General features: G+C 72.2%; 19 protein-coding genes. 17 read left to right on the top strand and 2 right to left on the bottom strand.

The window, feature by feature from the left end; all coding sequences use genetic code 11:
- Nucleotides 1–236: 236 nt before the first annotated feature.
- The 17 genes from ACYVAP_RS06395 (at nt 237) to ACYVAP_RS06475 (ending at nt 16,277) form a co-directional block, all read left to right on the top strand.
- The gene (locus ACYVAP_RS06395) at nt 237–2,237 is read left to right on the top strand and encodes an aldo/keto reductase (RefSeq protein WP_498860018.1); all 2,001 of its coding nucleotides are present in this window, start codon (nt 237–239) and stop codon (nt 2,235–2,237) included.
- A gap of 13 nt (nt 2,238–2,250) precedes the next feature.
- A complete protein-coding gene (locus ACYVAP_RS06400; RefSeq protein WP_498860019.1) occupies nt 2,251–3,237 on the top strand; it encodes a LacI family DNA-binding transcriptional regulator in 987 nt (328 codons plus the stop codon).
- Between the two features lie 164 nt (nt 3,238–3,401).
- Entirely contained in the window at nt 3,402–3,614 is a 213-nt protein-coding gene (gene rpmE / locus ACYVAP_RS06405; RefSeq protein ID WP_137770482.1) for a 50S ribosomal protein L31, read from the top strand.
- A gap of 191 nt (nt 3,615–3,805) precedes the next feature.
- Nucleotides 3,806–4,924: a peptide chain release factor 1 gene (prfA, locus tag ACYVAP_RS06410; protein WP_498860020.1), complete on the top strand. Its 1,119-nt coding sequence runs from the start codon at nt 3,806–3,808 to the stop codon at nt 4,922–4,924.
- Nucleotides 4,921–5,841 (top strand): N5-glutamine methyltransferase family protein, encoded by a 921-nt coding sequence (gene prmC, locus ACYVAP_RS06415; RefSeq protein WP_498860021.1) that lies wholly within the window; start codon nt 4,921–4,923, stop codon nt 5,839–5,841. The genes prfA and prmC overlap by 4 nt, the downstream gene beginning before the upstream one ends.
- A 12-nt stretch (nt 5,842–5,853) precedes the next feature.
- Nucleotides 5,854–6,861 (top strand): L-threonylcarbamoyladenylate synthase, encoded by a 1,008-nt coding sequence (locus tag ACYVAP_RS06420; protein ID WP_498860022.1) that lies wholly within the window; start codon nt 5,854–5,856, stop codon nt 6,859–6,861.
- Complete coding sequence (locus ACYVAP_RS06425) at nt 6,858–8,018, top strand: glycosyltransferase family 4 protein (RefSeq protein ID WP_498860023.1); 1,161 nt, start codon at nt 6,858–6,860, stop codon at nt 8,016–8,018. The genes ACYVAP_RS06420 and ACYVAP_RS06425 overlap by 4 nt, the downstream gene beginning before the upstream one ends.
- Nucleotides 8,005–8,490: a Cg1360 family ATP-synthase-associated protein gene (locus tag ACYVAP_RS06430; protein ID WP_498860024.1), complete on the top strand. Its 486-nt coding sequence runs from the start codon at nt 8,005–8,007 to the stop codon at nt 8,488–8,490. Before ACYVAP_RS06425 ends, ACYVAP_RS06430 begins: the two co-directional genes overlap by 14 nt.
- A gap of 453 nt (nt 8,491–8,943) precedes the next feature.
- Nucleotides 8,944–9,627: a F0F1 ATP synthase subunit A gene (gene atpB / locus ACYVAP_RS06435; protein WP_498860025.1), complete on the top strand. Its 684-nt coding sequence runs from the start codon at nt 8,944–8,946 to the stop codon at nt 9,625–9,627.
- A gap of 73 nt (nt 9,628–9,700) precedes the next feature.
- Nucleotides 9,701–9,928: an ATP synthase subunit c family protein gene (gene atpE / locus ACYVAP_RS06440; RefSeq protein WP_498860026.1), complete on the top strand. Its 228-nt coding sequence runs from the start codon at nt 9,701–9,703 to the stop codon at nt 9,926–9,928.
- Nucleotides 9,929–9,938: 10 nt separating this feature from the next.
- A complete protein-coding gene (locus tag ACYVAP_RS06445) occupies nt 9,939–10,478 on the top strand; it encodes a F0F1 ATP synthase subunit B (RefSeq protein ID WP_498860027.1) in 540 nt (179 codons plus the stop codon).
- A 9-nt stretch (nt 10,479–10,487) separates the two neighbouring features.
- Nucleotides 10,488–11,303, top strand: coding sequence for a F0F1 ATP synthase subunit delta (locus ACYVAP_RS06450; protein WP_498860028.1), 816 nt, complete (start codon nt 10,488–10,490; stop codon nt 11,301–11,303).
- Nucleotides 11,304–11,378: 75 nt separating this feature from the next.
- Entirely contained in the window at nt 11,379–13,004 is a 1,626-nt protein-coding gene (gene atpA / locus ACYVAP_RS06455; RefSeq protein ID WP_137770492.1) for a F0F1 ATP synthase subunit alpha, read from the top strand.
- A 72-nt stretch (nt 13,005–13,076) separates the two neighbouring features.
- A complete protein-coding gene (locus ACYVAP_RS06460) occupies nt 13,077–13,997 on the top strand; it encodes a F0F1 ATP synthase subunit gamma (protein WP_498860029.1) in 921 nt (306 codons plus the stop codon).
- A 51-nt stretch (nt 13,998–14,048) separates the two neighbouring features.
- Entirely contained in the window at nt 14,049–15,521 is a 1,473-nt protein-coding gene (atpD, locus tag ACYVAP_RS06465; RefSeq protein WP_264451282.1) for a F0F1 ATP synthase subunit beta, read from the top strand.
- A complete protein-coding gene (locus tag ACYVAP_RS06470) occupies nt 15,518–15,793 on the top strand; it encodes a F0F1 ATP synthase subunit epsilon (RefSeq protein ID WP_137770495.1) in 276 nt (91 codons plus the stop codon). Before atpD ends, ACYVAP_RS06470 begins: the two co-directional genes overlap by 4 nt.
- A gap of 16 nt (nt 15,794–15,809) precedes the next feature.
- The gene (locus ACYVAP_RS06475) at nt 15,810–16,277 is read left to right on the top strand and encodes a DUF2550 family protein (protein WP_498860030.1); all 468 of its coding nucleotides are present in this window, start codon (nt 15,810–15,812) and stop codon (nt 16,275–16,277) included.
- A gap of 27 nt (nt 16,278–16,304) precedes the next feature.
- Here ACYVAP_RS06475 and nagA read toward each other — a convergent pair whose 3' ends face one another.
- A complete protein-coding gene (nagA, locus tag ACYVAP_RS06480; RefSeq protein ID WP_498860031.1) occupies nt 16,305–17,525 on the bottom strand; it encodes an N-acetylglucosamine-6-phosphate deacetylase in 1,221 nt (406 codons plus the stop codon).
- A gap of 79 nt (nt 17,526–17,604) precedes the next feature.
- Complete coding sequence (gene nucS, locus ACYVAP_RS06485) at nt 17,605–18,312, bottom strand: endonuclease (protein WP_498860032.1); 708 nt, start codon at nt 18,310–18,312, stop codon at nt 17,605–17,607.
- Nucleotides 18,313–18,426 lie beyond the last annotated feature (114 nt).

Here is an 18,426-nt window from a genome sequence, read left to right on the forward strand (position 1 = left end):
GTCCGGCGCCGTGAGCGTTCACGGCTGGGAGGACAGTGGCACCGGGGAGGCCGCGTGTCAAGCATCACGTCGCGGATCGACGGGTGTCGGCCGCCCCGGGGGAGTCGTGGTGAGCGAGAGCGGCCCGGTGCGGCGGCGCCATGCTGGGAAGCGCGTTGCCCCGTCGGCGCATGGCGTGTAGCGTCGTGCAAGGCGTGAACGTTCACGCCCCGACTCCGAAGGACAGTGAGGTCTCCATGAGCACCCGTCTGCGCTGGGCCGTTCTCGGCCCGGGCTCGATCGCCCGCCGCTTCGCCACCCATCTCCCGCACAGCGAGCTCGGTGAGCTCGCCGGCGTCGGCAGCCGCGATGCCGGCCGTGCCCGGGCCTTCGCGGAGGAGTTCGACCTGGGCGCCGACGCCGTCATCGGCGATTACGACGAGGTCCTCACCTCCGACGCGATCGACGCCGTCTACGTCTCGACCGTGCACACCGGCCACGCCCAGCTCGCGATCGCTGCGCTCCGCGCCGGCAAGCACGTGCTGTGCGAGAAGCCGCTCGCCCCCAACTCCGGCACCGTCATGGCGATCACCGACGCCGCGCGCCGCAGCGGGAAGGTCCTCCTCGAGGGCTTCATGTACCGCTTCCACCCGCAGACCCTGCGCGTCCTCGAGATCGTCGCCTCCGGCGAGCTCGGCGAGATCACCCACGTGGACGCCTCCTTCTCCTTCGACACCGGTCGCCGCGAGGGCCGCCTCTTCGGGACCGACGTCGCCGGAGGCGGCATCCTCGACGTGGGCTGCTACCCGCTCTCCCTCGCCCGCCTCGTGGCCGGCGCCGCCGCCGGGACCCTCGCCGTGGAGCCCAGCTCGCTCAGCGGCGCCGGGACCCTCGGCCCCACGGGCGTCGACGAGTGGGCCACCGCCGAGCTCGTCTTCCCCTCCGGCACCACCGCCTCGCTCCGCACCGGTGTGCGCCTCGCGGACCCGCAGTCCGCGACGATCACCGGCACGCGCGGCGTGCTGCGCCTCGAGGACCCGTGGGCGCTCACCGATCGGCAGGTCATCCGGGTCGACGTGGTGGGGGAGGAGAGCCGCGAGATCGAGATCGAGCCCGCTCACGCCTACGCGCTCGAGGCCGACGCCCTCGCCCGCGCCGTCGCCGCCGGGCAGAGCGAGGTCCCCGAGCTCACGCTCGCCTTCAGCCACGCCCAGGCGAAGTCGCTGGACGCCTGGCGCGCACAGCTGGGCCTGCGCTACCCCTTCGAGGCGGACACCGCCGCGATCCCCACCGTCTCCGGTGACCCGCTGCGCGTGCGCGACGGCGCCGCGATGCCCTACGGGGAGATCCCCGGGGTCGGCAAGAAGGTGTCCCGCCTCGTCATGGGCTGCGACAACCAGGGCGACCTCGCCCACGCCTCCGCGCTCTTCGACGCCTTCTTCGAGGAGGGCGGCACGACCTTCGACTCCGCGTACATCTACGGCGGCGGGCACCACGAGGTGCTCCTGGGCCAGTGGGTCGCCAACCGCGGTGTCCGCGAGGACGTCGTGGTGATCATGAAGGGCGCCCACACCCCGCACTGCGACCCCGAGTCGATCACCCGCCAGCTCGGCGAGTCCCTCGAGCGTCAGCAGACGGACTACGCGGATCTCTACATGATGCACCGCGACAACCTCGACATCCCCGTCGGCGAGTTCGTCGACGTGCTCGACGAGCACGTGCGCGCCGGCCGCATCCGCGCCTTCGGCGGCTCGAACTGGACGCCCGAGCGCGTCGACGAGGCCAACGCCTATGCCGCCGCGAACGGCAAGCAGGGCTTCAGCCTCCTGAGCAACCACTTCGGCCTCGCCGAGGCGCTCGACGTGCCGTGGGCCGGCTGCGTGCACGCGACCGACCCGGCCTCCAAGGCCTGGCTCGAGGAGCGCAGGATCCCGCTGTTCCCGTGGTCCTCGCAGGCCCGCGGGTTCTTCACGGGGCGCGCCCGCAAGGACGACCTCTCCGACGCGGAGCTCGTGCGCTGCTACTACTCCGACGAGAACTTCGAGCGCCTCGACCGCGCCGGGGCCCTCGCCGCCGAGCTCGGCGTGCCGACCACCGCGGTCGCCCTCGCCTACGTGCTCGCGCAGCCCTTCCCCACCTTCCCGCTCTTCGGGCCCCGCTCGATCGAGGAGATGCGCTCCTCGATGACGGGCCTGTCGATCTCGCTCACCCCCGAGCAGACGGCATGGCTGGACCTGCGCTCCGACCGGCCGGCGTGACAGACTCCCGCGCATGACGCAGCAGGACAGCAGCCCCGGCGCGCGCCGGGCGACGATCATCGACGTCGCGGCGCGCGCCGGGGTCTCCCGGCAGACGGTCTCCCGGGCCATCAACGACATGCCCGGGATCTCCACGAGCACCCGGGAGCGCGTGCTCGCCGCCGCCGAGGAGCTCCACTACCGCCCCTCGCGGTTCGGCCGGGGGCTGGTGAGCGCGGGACCGCCCACGCTCGGCCTGCTCGTGGACGACCTCGCCAACGCCTTCTTCCCGGAGGTGGCCCGCGCGATGATCCGCGCCGCCTCCGAGCGCGGCTGGACCGTGCTCGTCGCCGAGACCGGCGGCGCCGAGGACCCGGAGGAGGTGGGCCGCGACCTCGCACGCCGTGTCGACGCGCTCGTGGGCTACGGCCTGCCGCAGCGCACGGGGGACGCCGTCCCGGAGCGGATGCCGATCCTCCAGCTCGACGGGCCGCGCGCGGGTGATCGTCCGGGCGTGCTCTTCACGCTGGATCCCGCGCTCGAGGAGCTCGCCGGGCACCTGCGCTCCCAGGGGGTGCGCCGCGCCGCTCTCCTGGACAACGAGCTCACCGGCCCCTCCGATCGCGCGCGCCGCGTGCGGGCGGGGCTCGGCGGGGTGCTCGAGGTGCTCGAGGTCGTGCCGATGGTGGTGGACGGGGTCCGGGCGCAGGTCGACGCTGCGATGGCCGGGTCCCCGGACCTCCTCATCGGATGGAACGACGCGCACGCCCTCGCGGCGCTCAAGGAGCTGCGGTCGCGCGGCGTCGCCGTCCCCGAGCAGGTGCGTGTCATGGGCATCGACGGCCTCGGGATCGGCACGCTCGTCACCCCGGAGCTGACGAGTCTGGGTGTGGACCTCGAGGCGATGGCCCGTGAGGCCGTGGACCTCGTGGACGGCATGTTCTCCGGGGCGCTGCCGATGCAGGGGGAGCGGTCCCGGCGCGAGGTGCCCTACCGGCTCATCCGACGCGGCTCCGCCTGAGGGGGCGGCAGGGCGCGGGGCTGCTGCGACGAACCTGCGATGTTGCCCACGCCGCATCGCACGCTCTCGCGCCGGTGGCCGCGGTCATGGCAGGATGGTGCGTCGGTTCTGGTTCACGGCGCCCGCCGGGCGACGACCCAGCGACCCGGACGAAGGAGACTCTCATGAAGGCTGATATCCACCCCGCTTACGTGGAGACCACGGTGACCTGCACCTGTGGCAACACGTTCACCACCCGCAGCACCAAGACCGACGGCGAGATGCGCGCCGAGGTGTGCTCCGAGTGCCACCCGTTCTACACCGGCAAGCAGAAGATCCTCGACACCGGCGGCCGCGTGGCCCGCTTCGAGGCCCGCTACGGCAAGAAGAAGGCCTGATCGACGTACTGCGAGGTACGAGCGGTAGGAGATCAGGCAGAGAGCACAGCCTGATCTCCCCGATCGATCGGTCGATCTGCGCCAGGTCAGCCTGAGGCAGGTCTCCGACGCCGGCGTCCGCCCCTGGGGCGGGCGCCGGCGTCGTCATGTCCGGGGCCCGGAGGCCCGATCCGGAGAGAGGGGGAGCGAGGATGAGCAGCACCGACGCGCAGAGGGCGGGGCTCGACGCCCTGCGCCGTGAGCACGCCCGTCTCGAGCAGGCGATGGCCGACCCCGCCCTCCACGAGGACGCCTCACGAGCCCGCTCCGTGGGGCGCCGCTACGCCGAGGTGCACCAGATCGTCACCGCGGCGGACGCCCGTGACGCCGTCCTCGAGGACCTGACCACCGCCCGGGAGCTCGCCGAGGAGGACCCGGAGTTCGCCGCCGAGGCGCAGCACCTCGCCGCACGCGCCGAGCAGCTCGAGGCGGAGCTCGAGGAGCTGCTCGCCCCCCGTGACCCCGACGACGGGCGCGACGTGCTGCTCGAGATCAAGGCCGGGGCGGGCGGCGAGGAGTCGGCGCTGTTCGCCGCGGAGATGCTGCGCATGTACCGCGCCTACGCCGAGTCGAAGGGCTGGACCGTCGAGGTCATGAGCTCCTCGCCCTCCGATCTGGGCGGGCTGCGGGACGTGACCGTCGCGATCGGGGCCCGCTCCGCGGCCGCCCCGGCGGACGGCGTCTACGCGCACCTCAAGCACGAGGCCGGGGTGCACCGGGTGCAGCGCGTCCCCGTCACCGAGTCCGCGGGCCGCATCCACACCTCCGCCGTCGGCGTGCTCGTGCTCCCGGAGGCGGACACCACCGACGAGGCGGAGCTGCTCGCGGAGGAGATGGCGCCCGCGAACCTGCGCACCGACGTCTTCCGCTCGAGCGGTCCCGGTGGGCAGAGCGTCAACACGACGGACTCCGCGGTGCGGATCACGCATCTCCCCTCGGGCATCGTCGTCTCCTGCCAGGACCAGAAGAGCCAGCTGCAGAACCGCGAGCAGGCGCTGCGGATCCTGCGCACGCGGCTGCTCGACGTGCGCCGCCAGGAGCAGGACGCCCAGGCCTCGGCCGCGCGCCGCTCGCAGGTGCGCACGGTGGACCGCTCCGAGCGCATCCGCACCTACAACTTCCCCGAGTCGCGCGTCGCGGACCACCGCACGGGCTACAAGGCCGGGAACCTCGCGCAGGTGCTCGCCGGGGACCTCGACGCGCTGATCGGCTCCTCCCGCGAGGCCGAGCGCGCCGCCCGCCTCGCGGAGAGCGCGGAGGGCGCGGGATGAGCGGGGAGGACCGCACCCGGCTGCGGGCGGCCCTCGCCGCGAGCACGGAGACCCTGGGCCGCGCCGGGGTGCCGTCCCCGAGCGTCGACGCCCGCGCGCTGATCGTCGCCGCGGCGCGCCACGAGGGACCGCTGGTCCTCCTCGACGACCTGCCCGCCGATTTCGAGGAGCGGCTCGAGCAGCTGGTCTCCCGGCGCGCCTCCCGCGAGCCCCTGCAGATCATCCTGGGCCGCGCACCCTTCCGCCGGCTCGAGCTCACCGTGCGGCCGGGGGTCTTCGTCCCGCGCCCGGAGACTGAGCTCGCCGTGGACCTCATGACGCAGGAGCTCGGCGGGGTCCCGTCGCGCGTCGTGGACCTCTGCACGGGCAGCGGGGCACTCGCCGCGGCCGTCCTCGACGAGATGCCCCGGGCGACCGCGACGGCCGTGGACGTGGATCCCGCCGCGGTGGCGCTCGCGACGGAGAACATCGACATGGCGGGCCCGGGCCGCGGCCGGGTGCTGCAGCTGGACCTCTCCGTCGACGTCGACAACCCGGCCGCCGCCGCGCTGCGCGAGCTCGCCGGGGCCGAGGCCGTCGACGGTGCGGGCGGGGTGGACGCGGTGCTCTCGAACCCGCCCTACGTCCCGCCGGGCGCCGTGCCGCGCGAGCCGGAGGTGCGTGACCACGATCCCGAGCGCGCCCTCTACGGCGGGGGAGCGGACGGCCTCGCCCTCCCCGCCCATGTGCTCCGCTGGGCGCACGCCCTGCTGCGCCCCGGGGGTGTGCTCGTCATGGAGCACGCGGACGTCCAGGGCCCCGCCGCCCGGGAGCTCGCCGCCCGCCACGGCGGCTTCACCGCGATCCGCACCGCGCAGGACCTCACGGGCCGTGACCGCTTCCTGGTGGCGCAACGGTGCTCCCAGGCGGGGAAGTGAGAGACTGACCCGGTGAGCGTGCACGACACCCAGAACCCCGAGAACCGCGACGACTCCCTGGAGGCGGCCGTCGCGGCCGTCCGCGACGGCAGGCTGATCGTCCTGCCCACGGACACCGTCTACGGCATCGGCGCGGACGCCTTCACCCCGGACGCCGTGCAGGCGCTGCTGGACGCGAAGGGCCGCGGCCGCGACACGCCGCCGCCGGTGCTCGTGGGCGACCACGCCGTGCTCATGGCCCTCGCGGTCGACGTCCCCGAGTGGGCGGAGCGCCTCACCGAGGAGTTCTGGCCCGGGGCGCTCACCCTCATCCTCTCGGCGCAGCCCTCGCTGACCTGGGACCTCGGGGAGACCCGGGGCACGGTCGCGCTGCGCATGCCCGATGACGAGACCGCCCTCGAGCTGCTGCGACGCACGGGACCGCTCGCCGTCTCGAGCGCGAACCGGCACGGGAAGCCCGCGGCCCTGACGGTCCTCGACGCCGCGACCCAGCTCGGCGACGCGGTGGAGATCTACCTCGACGGCGGCCAGGCGCGCATCGGCACGAGCTCGACGATCGTCGACGCGACCGTCACCCCGGCCGTGATCCTGCGCGAGGGCACCATCACCCGCGAGCAGATCGTGGACCTCGTCGGCGACGTCTTCACCGCCCCGGAGCCCGAGCAGGACCCGGAGGCCGATCCGGCCGAGGAGCTCGCGCCCGGTGACGAGGCCGCACCGGCCGAGGGCACGGAGGCCGGGAGCGGGTCCGGTACGGCGGCCGACGACGGGACCAAGGCCGGGACCGTCGGCGACCCCACTCCCGTCACCGAGGGCGGGGCGGTGTCCCCGTCCGCCGACGAGCCCGCGTCCTCGGCCGCCGTCGCCCCGGCCGCCGGAGGCCTCGACCTGCCCGCGGAGTCGGAGATCACCACGCCGAGCCCGCAGCTCGACGAGGTCGCCGCGGTCGAGGGGAGCGCCGACGCCGGCGCCGCCGACGGGGCCGCCGGCACCCCGCGGCAGGAGAACCCCGCCGGGTGAGGATCTACCTCTTCGTCCTCCTGATCTCGGCGGCGGTCGCCTACCTGACCACACCCGCGGTCCGCCTGGCCGCGCGCCGGCTCGGGGCGATGACCGCCGTCCGCGAGCGGGACGTGCACGACGCCGTGACGCCGAGGCTGGGTGGGGTCGCCATGTTCGCCGGGGTCGCGGTCGCGATGCTCGTGGGGTCGAGGATCCCGTTCCTCGCCCCCGTCTACGAGGACTCCCACCAGCCGTGGGCGATCCTCGGCGCGGCGGGCCTCGTCTGCGCGCTCGGCGCGGCGGACGACAAGTGGGACCTCGACTGGTGGACGAAGCTCGCCGGCCAGGCGCTCGCCGCGCTGCTCATGGCATGGCAGGGCGTGCAGCTCGTGTCCCTGCCGATCGGCGGCGTCACGCTGCTCTCGAGCCACACCTCGATCATCCTCACGGTGCTCGTCGTCGTGGTGTGCATGAACGCCGTGAACTTCGTGGACGGGCTGGACGGCCTCGCGGCGGGCGTGATGGCGATCGGGGGCACCGCCTTCTTCCTCTACGCGTACCTGCTCACGCGGGACAACTCCGCGACGGACTACTCGTCCCTCGCCGCGCTCGTCACCGCCGCGATGATCGGCGCCTGCCTCGGCTTCCTGCCGCACAACCTCCACCGCGCCCGGATCTTCATGGGGGACTCCGGCTCGATGCTGCTGGGGCTGCTGCTCGCCGCCTCGACGATCGCCGTGACCGGGCAGGTGGACCCCGCCGCGCTCTCCGGCGCCGACTTCTTCGGGCAGTTCCTGCCGATCCTGCTGCCGATCGGCGTCATGATCATCCCGTTCCTGGACTTCGCGATGGCCGTCGTGCGGCGCATCGGCTCGGGCCGCTCCCCGTTCCACGCCGACAAGTCCCACCTGCATCACCGTCTGCTGCGCCTGGGGCATTCCAAGCGCAGCGCCGTGCTCATCATGTACGTCTGGACGGTGCTCGTCTCCGTGGGCCTGCTGCTGCCGCTCGTGCTGCCCCTGCGCACCGTCGTCGTGGCCTGGGTGCTGGGACTGCTCGTCGCTGTGCTCGTCACGCTCGACCCGCTCACCCGACTGCGCCGCCGGCGCGCGGCACGGACCGATGCCGGCCCCGCCCCCGCACCCGACCTCGAGGACCACCATGCCCCCCGCTGAGACCCCCCGCCCCGACCAGGCCGACGGCATCCGCACCGCTCGGGCCCGCAACGAGCGGATGCTCCTGCGCGCGCTCCTGCTCGCCGTCGCGGCCGGGGTCGTCATCGATCTCGTCGTGATCCTGGTCGCGCTGGGGGTGGGCCAGGACGGCGCCGTGGCCGGCGCGCTCGTCGGGTCGGCCCTCGCGCTCGTGGTGACCCTGCCCACAGTGGGCAGCGCCCTCGCGTCCCGGCGGCTCGACGCCACGGCATGGGCGATGGTGCTCATGGGCAGCTGGATGGTGAAGATGTTCGTGCTGATCATCGCGCTGCTGCTGCTCCGGGACGCCGAGTGGCTGTCCCGTCCCTGGCTGGGGCTCGCCCTGCTCGCGGGAGCGATCGTCTCCGCGGTCACGGAGGCGGTCGGCATGATGCGAGGAAGGCCTCGTCTGGAGGTCGCCCCGACGGCCCCGGAGGACCCCGATGAGCAGTGATGCTCTGATATGCTCACATCGTCTTCACGCGGCCTGAGCCGACGCTGGTGACGGCACCCTCCTCCCTCGTCGCAGGGGAGCCCTGAGCGGATCTCCACGCGAGGCGCAGTGCCGGAACCGACGGCGACGGTGCCACCGCTGAGGCCACGCCCGGTCCCCGGGTCGAGGTCCGCGGTGGAGTGGCCGTGAGACACCCCGGGCCGAGGTCCGCGGGTGCAGGGACACCGCACGACCATCCGGGCCGGACGCGCCCGGGTCCCCCGCTCCGCGGGACGGCCCGGAAACCCGCCGCGAACCTCCGGATGCCACACCTGACCACGGGAGCTCGCGCTGAACACCTCCGACACCGCCCACGTCCTCGCCGAGGGTGATTCGTTCTTCCACGTCCCCACGATCGGGGAGTTCTTCCCGGACGCGATCCTCTTCGAAGGGACCTGGTTCGAGTTCAACCGCGTGCAGCTGGTCCGCCTGATCATCCTGGCCGTGACCCTCATCGTGCTCGCGATCATCGCCTCCCGCGCCAAGCTCGTGCCGGGCAAGGCGCAGAGCATCGTCGAGATCCTCATCGAGTTCGTGCACAGCTCGATCATCCAGAACACGCTGGGCCTGCGCGAGGGCAAGCGCTTCGCCCCCATGCTCATCACGATGTTCTTCTTCATCTTCGCGATGAACCTGGGTGGCGTGATCCCGGGCCTCAACCTCGCGGGCACCTCCGTGATCGGCATGCCGCTGCTGCTGGCCCTCTGGACCTTCGTCACCTACGTCGTCTCCGGCGTGAAGAAGCACGGGTTCGGCGGGTACCTCAAGCACGAGACGATGCCCCCCGGCGTGCCGAAGCCGATCTACCTCCTGCTGGTGCCGATCGAATTCCTCCAGGTCGTCCTGATCCGCTGGGCCTCGCTGACCATCCGACTGCTCGCGAACATGGTCGCCGGGCACATCATGATGGTGGTGTTCATCGGCATGACCCAGGCCCTGCTCTTCTCCGGCTCCGCGCTCATCGCGCTCGCCCCGTTCTCCGGTGCGCTCGCGATCGGGATCTACGGCTTCGAGATCTTCGTCGCCGCCCTCCAGGCCTTCATCTTCACGATGCTCACCGCGGTGTACATCCAGATGGCGACCTCGGACGAGCACTGATCGTCCCCCCGACCACCCCGCTCCACCCCACCCCGCTGCCGTCCGACCGGTCGGCGCAACGAAAGGAACCCCTGTGGACACCTCGCTCATCGCCGCTCTCGACGGGAACATCGCGACCGTGGGCTACGGTCTCGCCGCGATCGGCCCCGGCATCGGCATCGGCATCATCGTCGGCAAGACCGCCGAGGCCATGGCTCGTCAGCCCGAGCTCCGCGGTCAGCTCCAGACCACGATGTTCATCGGTATCGCGTTCACCGAGATCCTGACGCTCCTCGCCATCGTCACCGGCTTCATCTTCTGAGGTATCGCTGATGATTCAGGCTGAAGAGAGTGTGCCGGGCTGGCGCCTGCTGGTGCCCCAGCCCCAGGAGATCGCCTGGACGCTGATCTTCCTCGTCATCTTCGCCCTGGTCTTCATGAAGTTCATCCTCCCGCGGCTCAACGCCGTGCTCGAGGAGCGTGCGGAGAAGATCGAGGGTGGCCTCAAGAAGGCCGAGGAGGTCCAGCACCAGGCCGATCAGCTGAAGGCCGATCAGGAGCAGGCACTCGCCGAGGCCCGTCAGGAGGCGTCCGCGATCCGCGAGCGCGCCCGCCAGGACGGCGCCCGCATCGTCGAGGAGGCCAAGGCCCAGGCCGGCTCCGAGAACGAGCGGCTCCTCACCGCGGGTCGCCAGCAGCTGAACGCGGAGCGCACGAGCGCCGCCGCCCAGCTGCGCGGAGAGGTCGGGACGCTCGCGAGCGACCTCGCCTCGAAGATCGTCGGGGAGTCCCTCTCCGACGACGAGCGCTCCCGCCGAGTGATCGACCGGTTCCTGGACGACCTCGAGTCGTCCCAGACCGCGACCCGATAAGGACACCAGATGCGAGGAACCTCCTCCACCTCCCTGCGTGAGGTGACCCAGCGATCCGAGCAGCTGTTCCGGGGCGACGACGTCGCCCTCGGGACGGTCGCCACGGATCTGTTCGGGATCGCCGACGCGATCGACTCCAGCAACCAGCTGGTGCGGACCCTCAGCGACGGCGGCCGTCCGGCCGAGGTCAAGGAGTCCGTCGTCCGCTCGCTGTTCGAGGGGAAGGTCGGCCCTGTCGCCCTCGAGCTCGCGCTCGAGGTCGTCCGCCGCCGCTGGTCCGAGCAGGAGGACGTCCTGGACGCCCTCGAGCAGCTCGGCGTCGAGGCGCTGCTGGAGCAGGCCTCCCGCGAGGACGCCCTCGGTACGGTCGAGGAGGAGCTCTTCCAGGTCTCGCGCCTCATCGAGGACAGCAGCGATCTCAGCGGAGCCCTCGACGACGCCCGGGGCACCCCGGGCCGGCGGGAGGGCATCATCGCCCGCCTGCTCGAGGGGCGCGCCCACCCGCTGACCGTCGCCCTTGCCGCCCGCGGCGTGGAGCGTCGCAGCGACCTCAAGCCCGCCCGTCGCCTGCTCGCCTTCGCGGAGATCGCCTCGGCGCGTCGTCGCCGGCTGCTGGCGGTCGTCGCGAGCGCCCGGCCGCTGGCGCCCGAGCAGCTGAACCGTCTGGGCTCGATCCTCGCCGGCATCTACGGCCGCGAGGTCCAGATCAACACCGAGCTGGACGAGGACGTCGTCGGCGGTCTGCGCATCGAGGTCGGCGACGACCTCTACGACGCGACCGTCCTCGCGCGCCTCGCCCAGGCGCGCACCCGCCTGGTGGCCTGACGGCCCCTCCCCGAGGCGAACCCCACCCGAGACCACAGCCCCCGTTCGGGGGAGAAGAGGAAGCGAAGCACCGCGATGGCTGAGCTCACGATCCGCCCGGAGGACATCCGGAACGCCCTGGACACCGCGGTGTCCACCTACCAGGCCGGCACCCCCGACCGCGAGGAGATCGGCCGCGTCACCGAGTCGGCCGACGGCATCGCCCGCGTCGCAGGCCTGCCCAACATCATGGCCAACGAGCTGGTGCGCTTCGAGGACGGCACCCTCGGCCTCGCGCTGAACCTCGACCTCAGCGAGGTCGGCTGCGTGATCCTCGGCGAGTTCACCGGGATCGAGGAGGGCCAGACGGTCCGCCGCACCGGTGAGGTCCTCTCCGTGCCCGTGGGCGAGGGCTACCTCGGCCGCGTCGTCGACCCGATGGGCCAGCCCATCGACGGCCTCGGCGCCATCGAGACCTCCGGCCGCCGCGCCCTCGAGCTGCAGGCGCCCGGCGTCATGCAGCGCAAGAGCGTCAAGGAGCCGATGCAGACCGGCCTCAAGGCGATCGACGCGATGACCCCGATCGGCCGCGGCCAGCGCCAGCTGATCATCGGCGACCGTCAGACCGGCAAGACCACGGTCGCGCTCGACACGATCCTCAACCAGAAGAAGAACTGGGAGAGCGGCGACCCGGAGAAGCAGGTCCGCTGCATCTACGTGGCCGTCGGCCAGAAGGGCTCGACGATCGCGTCGGTCCGCGGCACCCTCGAGGAGGCCGGCGCTCTCGAGTACACGACGATCGTCGCCGCCCCGGCCTCGGACCCGGCCGGCTTCAAGTACATCGCCCCCTACACCGGCTCGGCCATCGGCCAGCAGTGGATGTACGAGGGCAAGCACGTCCTCATCGTCTTCGACGACCTCTCCAAGCAGGCCGAGGCGTACCGCGCCGTGTCGCTGCTGCTGCGCCGCCCGCCGGGCCGCGAGGCCTACCCGGGTGACGTCTTCTACCTGCACTCCCGCCTCCTCGAGCGCTGCGCGAAGCTGTCCGACGAGATGGGCGGCGGCTCGATGACCGGTCTGCCGATCATCGAGACCAAGGCCAACGACGTCTCGGCGTACATCCCGACCAACGTCATCTCGATCACCGACGGCCAGTGCTTCCTGCAGTCGGACCTGTTCAACGCGAACCAGCGCCCGGCGGTCGACGTCGGCATCTCGGTCTCCCGCGTGGGCGGCTCGGCGCAGACGAAGGCGATGAAGTCGGTCTCCGGCACGCTGAAGATCTCGCTCGCCCAGTACCGCGACCTCGAGGCCTTCGCAATGTTCGCCTCCGACCTCGACGCGGCCTCCAAGCAGCAGCTCAACCGCGGTGCCCGCCTCATGGAGCTGCTCAAGCAGGCCCAGTCCTCGCCGTTCCCCGACGAGGAGCAGGTCGTCTCGATCTGGGCCGGCACCACCGGCAAGTTCGACGACATCGAGGTCGAGGACGTCCGCGAGTTCGAGGCGCAGCTGCTCGAGCACCTCCGCCACAACGGCTCCGTGCTCGAGGACATCCGCACCTCGAAGAAGTTCTCCGACGCGACCGAGCAGGAGCTCTCCACGATCCTCGACCAGGTGAAGAAGGACTACCTGGCCGGCAAGGGTCAGGGCTCCGCGGTGAGCGACGTCCACACCAGCGCCTCCGACGAGGACATCGACCAGGAGCGCATCGTCCGCGGTTGATCCGGCTCGCCGCCCGCCCCTCGGGGCGGGCGGCCCGGACCACCCGCACGGCGCTTCCCGCGAAGGAGAGACATGGGAGCCCAGCAGAGGGAGTACAAGAAGCGGATCGGCTCCGCCCAGGGCATGAAGAAGATCTTCAAGGCCAAGGAGATGGTGGCCGCCTCGCGCATCGCCAAGGCGCATGCCCGCGTGCTGGCCACGACCCCGTACGCCGACGCGATCACCCGGGCCATCGGCGCGGTGGCGACCCACTCCGGGGACGTCGCCCACCCGTTCCTGGACCAGGAGCGCTCCACGAACGGGCGCGCCGGGATCGTGCTGATCACCGCGGACCGCGGCATGACCGGCTCGTACTCGCACAACGTCATCCGCGCGGCGGAGGAGCTCGCGAACGCGCTGCAGGAGGAGGGCAAGACCCCCGTCCTGTACGTCGTCGGCCGCAAGGGCGAGACCTACTACCGCTTCCGCAACCGCCCGCCGCACGAGGCCTGGGCCCCGTACCACGAGGGTGAGCTCCCCGAGCTCGGCCACGAGATCGCCCAGCGCGTCACCGCGGACCTCCTCAGCGAGGACCCGGAGACGCACCTCGACGAGCTGTACCTGGTCGGCACGCGCTTCAAGACCCGCTTCCAGCAGGTCGCCCGCGCCTCCCGCCTGGTCCCGATCGAGGTCGTCGACGCGGACGAGGAGAACGGCACCGCCCGTCCCACCTACCCGCTGTACGAGTTCACCCCGGACGCCGAGCAGGTCATGGACGAGCTCATGCCGCGGTACCTCGAGTCCAAGCTCGTCAACATCCTGCTGCAGTCGATGGCCTCGGAGCACGCGGCCACGCAGCGAGCGATGAAGACGGCGACGGACAACGCGGAGACCCAGGTCAAGAAGTTTACCCGCCTGGCCAACTCGGCCCGTCAGGCGGAGATCACCCAGGAGATCACGGAGATCGTCGGCGGCGCCGACGCCCTCTCGGGATCCGGTCGCAAGGAACGCTGAGCCGCCTCGAGCGCACCGAGCGCCGGCCCGAACCATTTGGAGAGAATGCAGATGAGCATCACCGACACCACTGACGCCACCGCGGCGCCCGCGCAGAAGGGCACGGGCCGGGTTGCCCGTGTCACCGGCGCGGTCGTCGACATCGAGTTCCCGCCCGGGGACATCCCCGAGCTGTACAACGCGCTGACCGCCGAGATCTCGGTCCAGGGCGCGGGCCTCGAGCCCTCGACCCTGACCCTCGAGACGGCCCAGCACCTCGGCGACGGCATGGTCCGCGCCGTGGCCCTGAAGCCGACCGACGGCCTCGTCCGCGGCCAGGCGGTCACCGACACCGGGGCCCCGATCTCCGTCCCCGTGGGCGACGCGACCCTGGGCACCGTGTTCGACGTGACCGGCACCCCGCTGAACAAGCCCGCCTCCGAGGTGCAGGTCAGCGAGCGCTGGCCCATCCACCGCAAGGCGCCGAACTTCGACCAGCTCGAGTCGAAGACGACCATGTTCGAGACCGGCATCAAGTCGATCGACCTCCTCACCCCGTACGTGCAGGGCGGCAAGATCGGCCTGTTCGGCGGCGCGGGCGTGGGCAAGACGGTGCTCATCCAGGAGATGATCTACCGCGTGGCCAACAACCACGACGGCGTCTCCGTGTTCGCCGGCGTGGGCGAGCGCACCCGTGAGGGCTGGGACCTCATCGAGGAGATGACGGAGTCCGGCGTCATCGAGAAGACCGCCCTGGTCTTCGGCCAGATGGACGAGCCGCCGGGCACGCGCCTCCGCATCGCGCTGACCGGCCTCACGATGGCCGAGTACTTCCGCGACGTGCAGCAGCAGGACGTCCTGCTGTTCATCGACAACATCTTCCGCTTCACCCAGGCGGGCTCCGAGGTCTCCACGCTGCTGGGCCGCATGCCCTCCGCCGTGGGATACCAGCCCAACCTGGCGGACGAGATGGGTGTGCTCCAGGAGCGCATCACCTCGACCCGCGGCCACTCGATCACCTCGATGCAGGCGATCTACGTGCCGGCGGACGACTACACCGACCCGGCGCCGGCGACCACCTTCGCCCACCTGGACGCGACCACCGAGCTCTCCCGTGAGATCGCCTCGCGCGGTCTGTACCCGGCGATCGACCCGCTGTCCTCGACCTCGCGCATCCTTGACCCGCGTTACGTGGGCCAGGAGCACTACGACGTCGCGGTCCGCGTGAAGCAGATCCTGCAGCGCAACAAGGAGCTCCAGGACATCATCGCGATGCTGGGCGTCGACGAGCTCTCCGAGGAGGACAAGGTCACCGTGTCGCGTGCACGGCGCATCCAGCAGTTCCTCTCGCAGAACACCCACCTCGCCAAGCAGTTCACCGGCGTGGACGGCTCCGACGTGCCCCTCAAGGACACCATCGAGTCGTTCAAGGGCATCTGCGACGGCGAGTTCGACCACATCCCGGAGCAGGCGTTCTTCAACGTCGGCGGCATCGACATGGTGCTCGAGAACTGGCACAACATCCAGAAGGAGCTCGGCCAGTGAGCTCCCTCGCGGTCACCTTCGTCACCTCGGACCGGACCGTGTGGTCCGGCAGCGCCTCTCAGGTCGTGGTGCCGGCGGCGGACGGCTCGATGGGCATCCTGCCCCGCATGCAGCCGACCCTCGCGATCCTCGACCGCGGTGTGGTGCGCATCCACGACGAGTCCGGCCAGGTCACCGAGCGCGAGGTCGCGGGCGGGTTCGTCTCCGTGGACGCCGACGTCGTCACCATCGCTGTCGACCGCGCGGCGCGCCGCGATCCGGCCGAGCGCTGAACCGGCGCTGACGCCGATGCATCATCCGAGCATCCCGATCCTCCTCGTGGGGGTCGGGATGCTCGTCGTTCTGGCGCTGGTCGTGCTCTTCGCGCTCAACGTGCGCCGCGCCGTCGTCCTCGACCGCGCGGGCGCTGTCCAGTGCCAGATGGCGCGGAGCCTCCTGGGGCGCCGCGAGGTCTGGCAGCACGGCGTGCTGCAGGTGGGCAACGACCGCCTGCGCTGGTTCCGCGACCTGTCGCTGCTGCCCGGGCCGCAGCTGATGATCCCGCGCCGGGACATCCTCGAGGTCGAGCGGGAACGGCTCGTGGAGCCCGCGGGCCCGACGGGACCCGGAGGACCGGCGCCCGAGCGCGTGCTCGTCGCCTTCTTCCTGCGGGGCGGCCGCACCGTGCAGGCGCTCATGGACGCCCCCGCCGCCGCGGCGCTGCAGTCCTGGCTCGAGGCGGCGCCGACGGGCCTCGTCCTCGGCGACGCCGACTGACCCTCGGGCCCGGGGCCGCGCCGCGGCTCAGACGGTGACGATCTCCCCGCGGCGCAGCACCTCGGTGACCTGGAGACCTCGATCCGTGAGCAGCAGGTCCGCGCTCCGGCCGGCGGCGAGCGAGCCGATCGAGTCCTCGAGCCCCAGCACCCGGGCCGGGACGATGCTCGCGGCGCGCACGGCGACCGTGAGATCGACGCCCGCCTCCTGCACCGCGAAGCGCACCACGTCGATCAGGTGCGCCGTGCCGCCGGCGATCGCCCCGCCGTCGGTGAGCGTGGCGGTGCCGCCGGCGACCGTGACCTCCTGGGCGCCGAGCGTGTAGGTGCCGTCCGCCATGCCGGCGGCGGCCATCGCATCGGTCACGAGGGCCACGTGGTCCGGCGCGGCGATCGCGAGGACATGGGCGACGGTCCGTGCGTCGAGGTGGACGCCGTCGGCGATGATCTCGAGGACCATCTCGCCGCGGGCCCCCGCGTCGAGCGCCGCGAGCGCGGGACCCGGATCGCGGTGGTGCACCGGGCGCATGCCGTTGAACAGGTGCGTCGCGGTGGGCAGCGGGCTGCGGCCGCGGTGACGGCGCAGCGCCTGCGTGGAGCGGGCGATCGCGGCCGTCATCTCCGCGCTGGAGCCGTCGCTGTGCCCGAGGGAGGGGACGGCGCCGGCGGCGGCGAGGGCGTCGATGACGGCTTCGGCGGCCGGGGTCTCCGGGGCGAGCGTCATCGTGGCGAGGGCGCCCCCGCCCAGCTCCGCGAGCTCCGCGACGAGGTGGGGGTCGCCGTCGACGATGTGCTCGGCGTTCTGGGCGCCGCGGCGCTCGACCGAGACGAAGGGGCCCTCGGAGTGGATCCCCACGATCTCCCCGGCCGCGGCGAGCAGGGCGAGGTCGCGCACGCGGGCGCGGAGCGTGTCCGCGGAGGCGGTGACGAGCGAGGCGACGAGCGAGGTGGTCCCGTGGCGCCGGTGCTCGTGGACCGCGGTGAGCATCTCCTCGGAGGTGGTGGAGTCCGGGAAGGACGCGCCTCCGCCGCCGTGGCAGTGGAGGTCGACGAGGCCGGGGAGGATCATGCCCTCGTGCTCGATCGTGCGGGCCGCGCGATGTTCCGGTGCGGACGTCGCGGGTCCGGACCAGCGGATCGTCCCGCCGGCGATGAGGACGAGGGCGTCGGGCACGAGCCCGCCGGGCAGCACGGCCGTGCCGCGCACCGCGAGGTCGACGTCGCCGACGGGGGAGGGGGTGGCGCTCACGACGGGACTCCTCGATGGGGCGGGGGCGGGGCGGGACGGGTCCCGTGCTCCCGGCGGGGTGGGGACAGCGGGGCGAGGGTCAGAACAGGCGGGACTCGGCGTCGTCCATGCCGCGCAGGGCGTCGTAGTCGAGCGTCACGCAGGCGATGCCGCGATCCTCGGCGAGGACGCGCGCCTGGGGCTTGATGATCTGGGCGGCGAAGATGCCGCGCACGGGCGCGAGCAGGGGGTCGCGGTTGAGGAGCTCGAGGTAGCGGGTGAGCTGCTCGACGCCGTCGATCTCGCCGCGTCGCTTGATCTCGACGGCGACCGCGCGTCCCTGCGCGTCGCGGGCGAGGATGTCCACGGGGCCGATCGCGGTGCCGTACTCGCGGCGCACCAGGCTCCAGCCCTCTCCGAGGGTGTGGATGTGCTCGGCCAGGAGCGCCTGGAGGTGCGCCTCGACGCCGTCCTTCTGCAGACCGGGGTCCTCGCCGAGCTCGTGGGCGGACTCCTCGATCAGCTCGTGGATCCGCACGCGGAGGGTGTCGCCGGTCTTGGTGTGGGTCACGTCCCACTGCTGGATCCAGGCGCCCTCCGGATCGGCCTCGGCCTCGGCGGGCGAGCGCTCGGTGGTGCGCAGGGTCGCGGGCGGGCTCATCCAGTTCAGCGGCTTGTAGCTGCCGCCGTCGGAATGCACCAGCACGCTTCCGTCGGCCTTGAGGATCAGGAGCCGAGGGGCAAGCGGGAGATGGGCGGTGAGTCGACCGGTGTAGTCGACGGAGCAACGGGCAACCACGAGACGCACCCGGTAAGGCTAGCCGATCGCGGAGCGCCGCCGGGTGCGAGTGCTCACGTGGGGGTGGTCCCGTCGCGTGCGCGCCCGTATCGTGGGCGGGTCCCCTGCCCGGGCGGTGCCCGG

The sequence above is a fragment of the Brachybacterium horti genome, assembly GCF_054777615.1.

Bases quoted from the DNA above. Each gene is read 5' to 3' on its own strand.
- prfA (WP_498860020.1), top strand. From the start codon at position 3,806: ATGAGCAGCACCGACGCGCAGAGGGCGGGGCTCGACGCCCTGCGCCGT.
- ACYVAP_RS06445 (WP_498860027.1), top strand. From the start codon at position 9,939: ATGATTCAGGCTGAAGAGAGTGTGCCGGGCTGGCGCCTGCTGGTGCCC.
- ACYVAP_RS06395 (WP_498860018.1), top strand. From the start codon at position 237: ATGAGCACCCGTCTGCGCTGGGCCGTTCTCGGCCCGGGCTCGATCGCC.
- atpD (WP_264451282.1), top strand. From the start codon at position 14,049: ATGAGCATCACCGACACCACTGACGCCACCGCGGCGCCCGCGCAGAAG.
- prmC (WP_498860021.1), top strand. From the start codon at position 4,921: ATGAGCGGGGAGGACCGCACCCGGCTGCGGGCGGCCCTCGCCGCGAGC.
- ACYVAP_RS06460 (WP_498860029.1), top strand. From the start codon at position 13,077: ATGGGAGCCCAGCAGAGGGAGTACAAGAAGCGGATCGGCTCCGCCCAG.
- ACYVAP_RS06430 (WP_498860024.1), top strand. From the start codon at position 8,005: ATGCCCCCCGCTGAGACCCCCCGCCCCGACCAGGCCGACGGCATCCGC.
- rpmE (WP_137770482.1), top strand. From the start codon at position 3,402: ATGAAGGCTGATATCCACCCCGCTTACGTGGAGACCACGGTGACCTGC.
- ACYVAP_RS06400 (WP_498860019.1), top strand. From the start codon at position 2,251: ATGACGCAGCAGGACAGCAGCCCCGGCGCGCGCCGGGCGACGATCATC.
- ACYVAP_RS06450 (WP_498860028.1), top strand. From the start codon at position 10,488: ATGCGAGGAACCTCCTCCACCTCCCTGCGTGAGGTGACCCAGCGATCC.
- ACYVAP_RS06475 (WP_498860030.1), top strand. From the start codon at position 15,810: ATGCATCATCCGAGCATCCCGATCCTCCTCGTGGGGGTCGGGATGCTC.
- atpA (WP_137770492.1), top strand. From the start codon at position 11,379: ATGGCTGAGCTCACGATCCGCCCGGAGGACATCCGGAACGCCCTGGAC.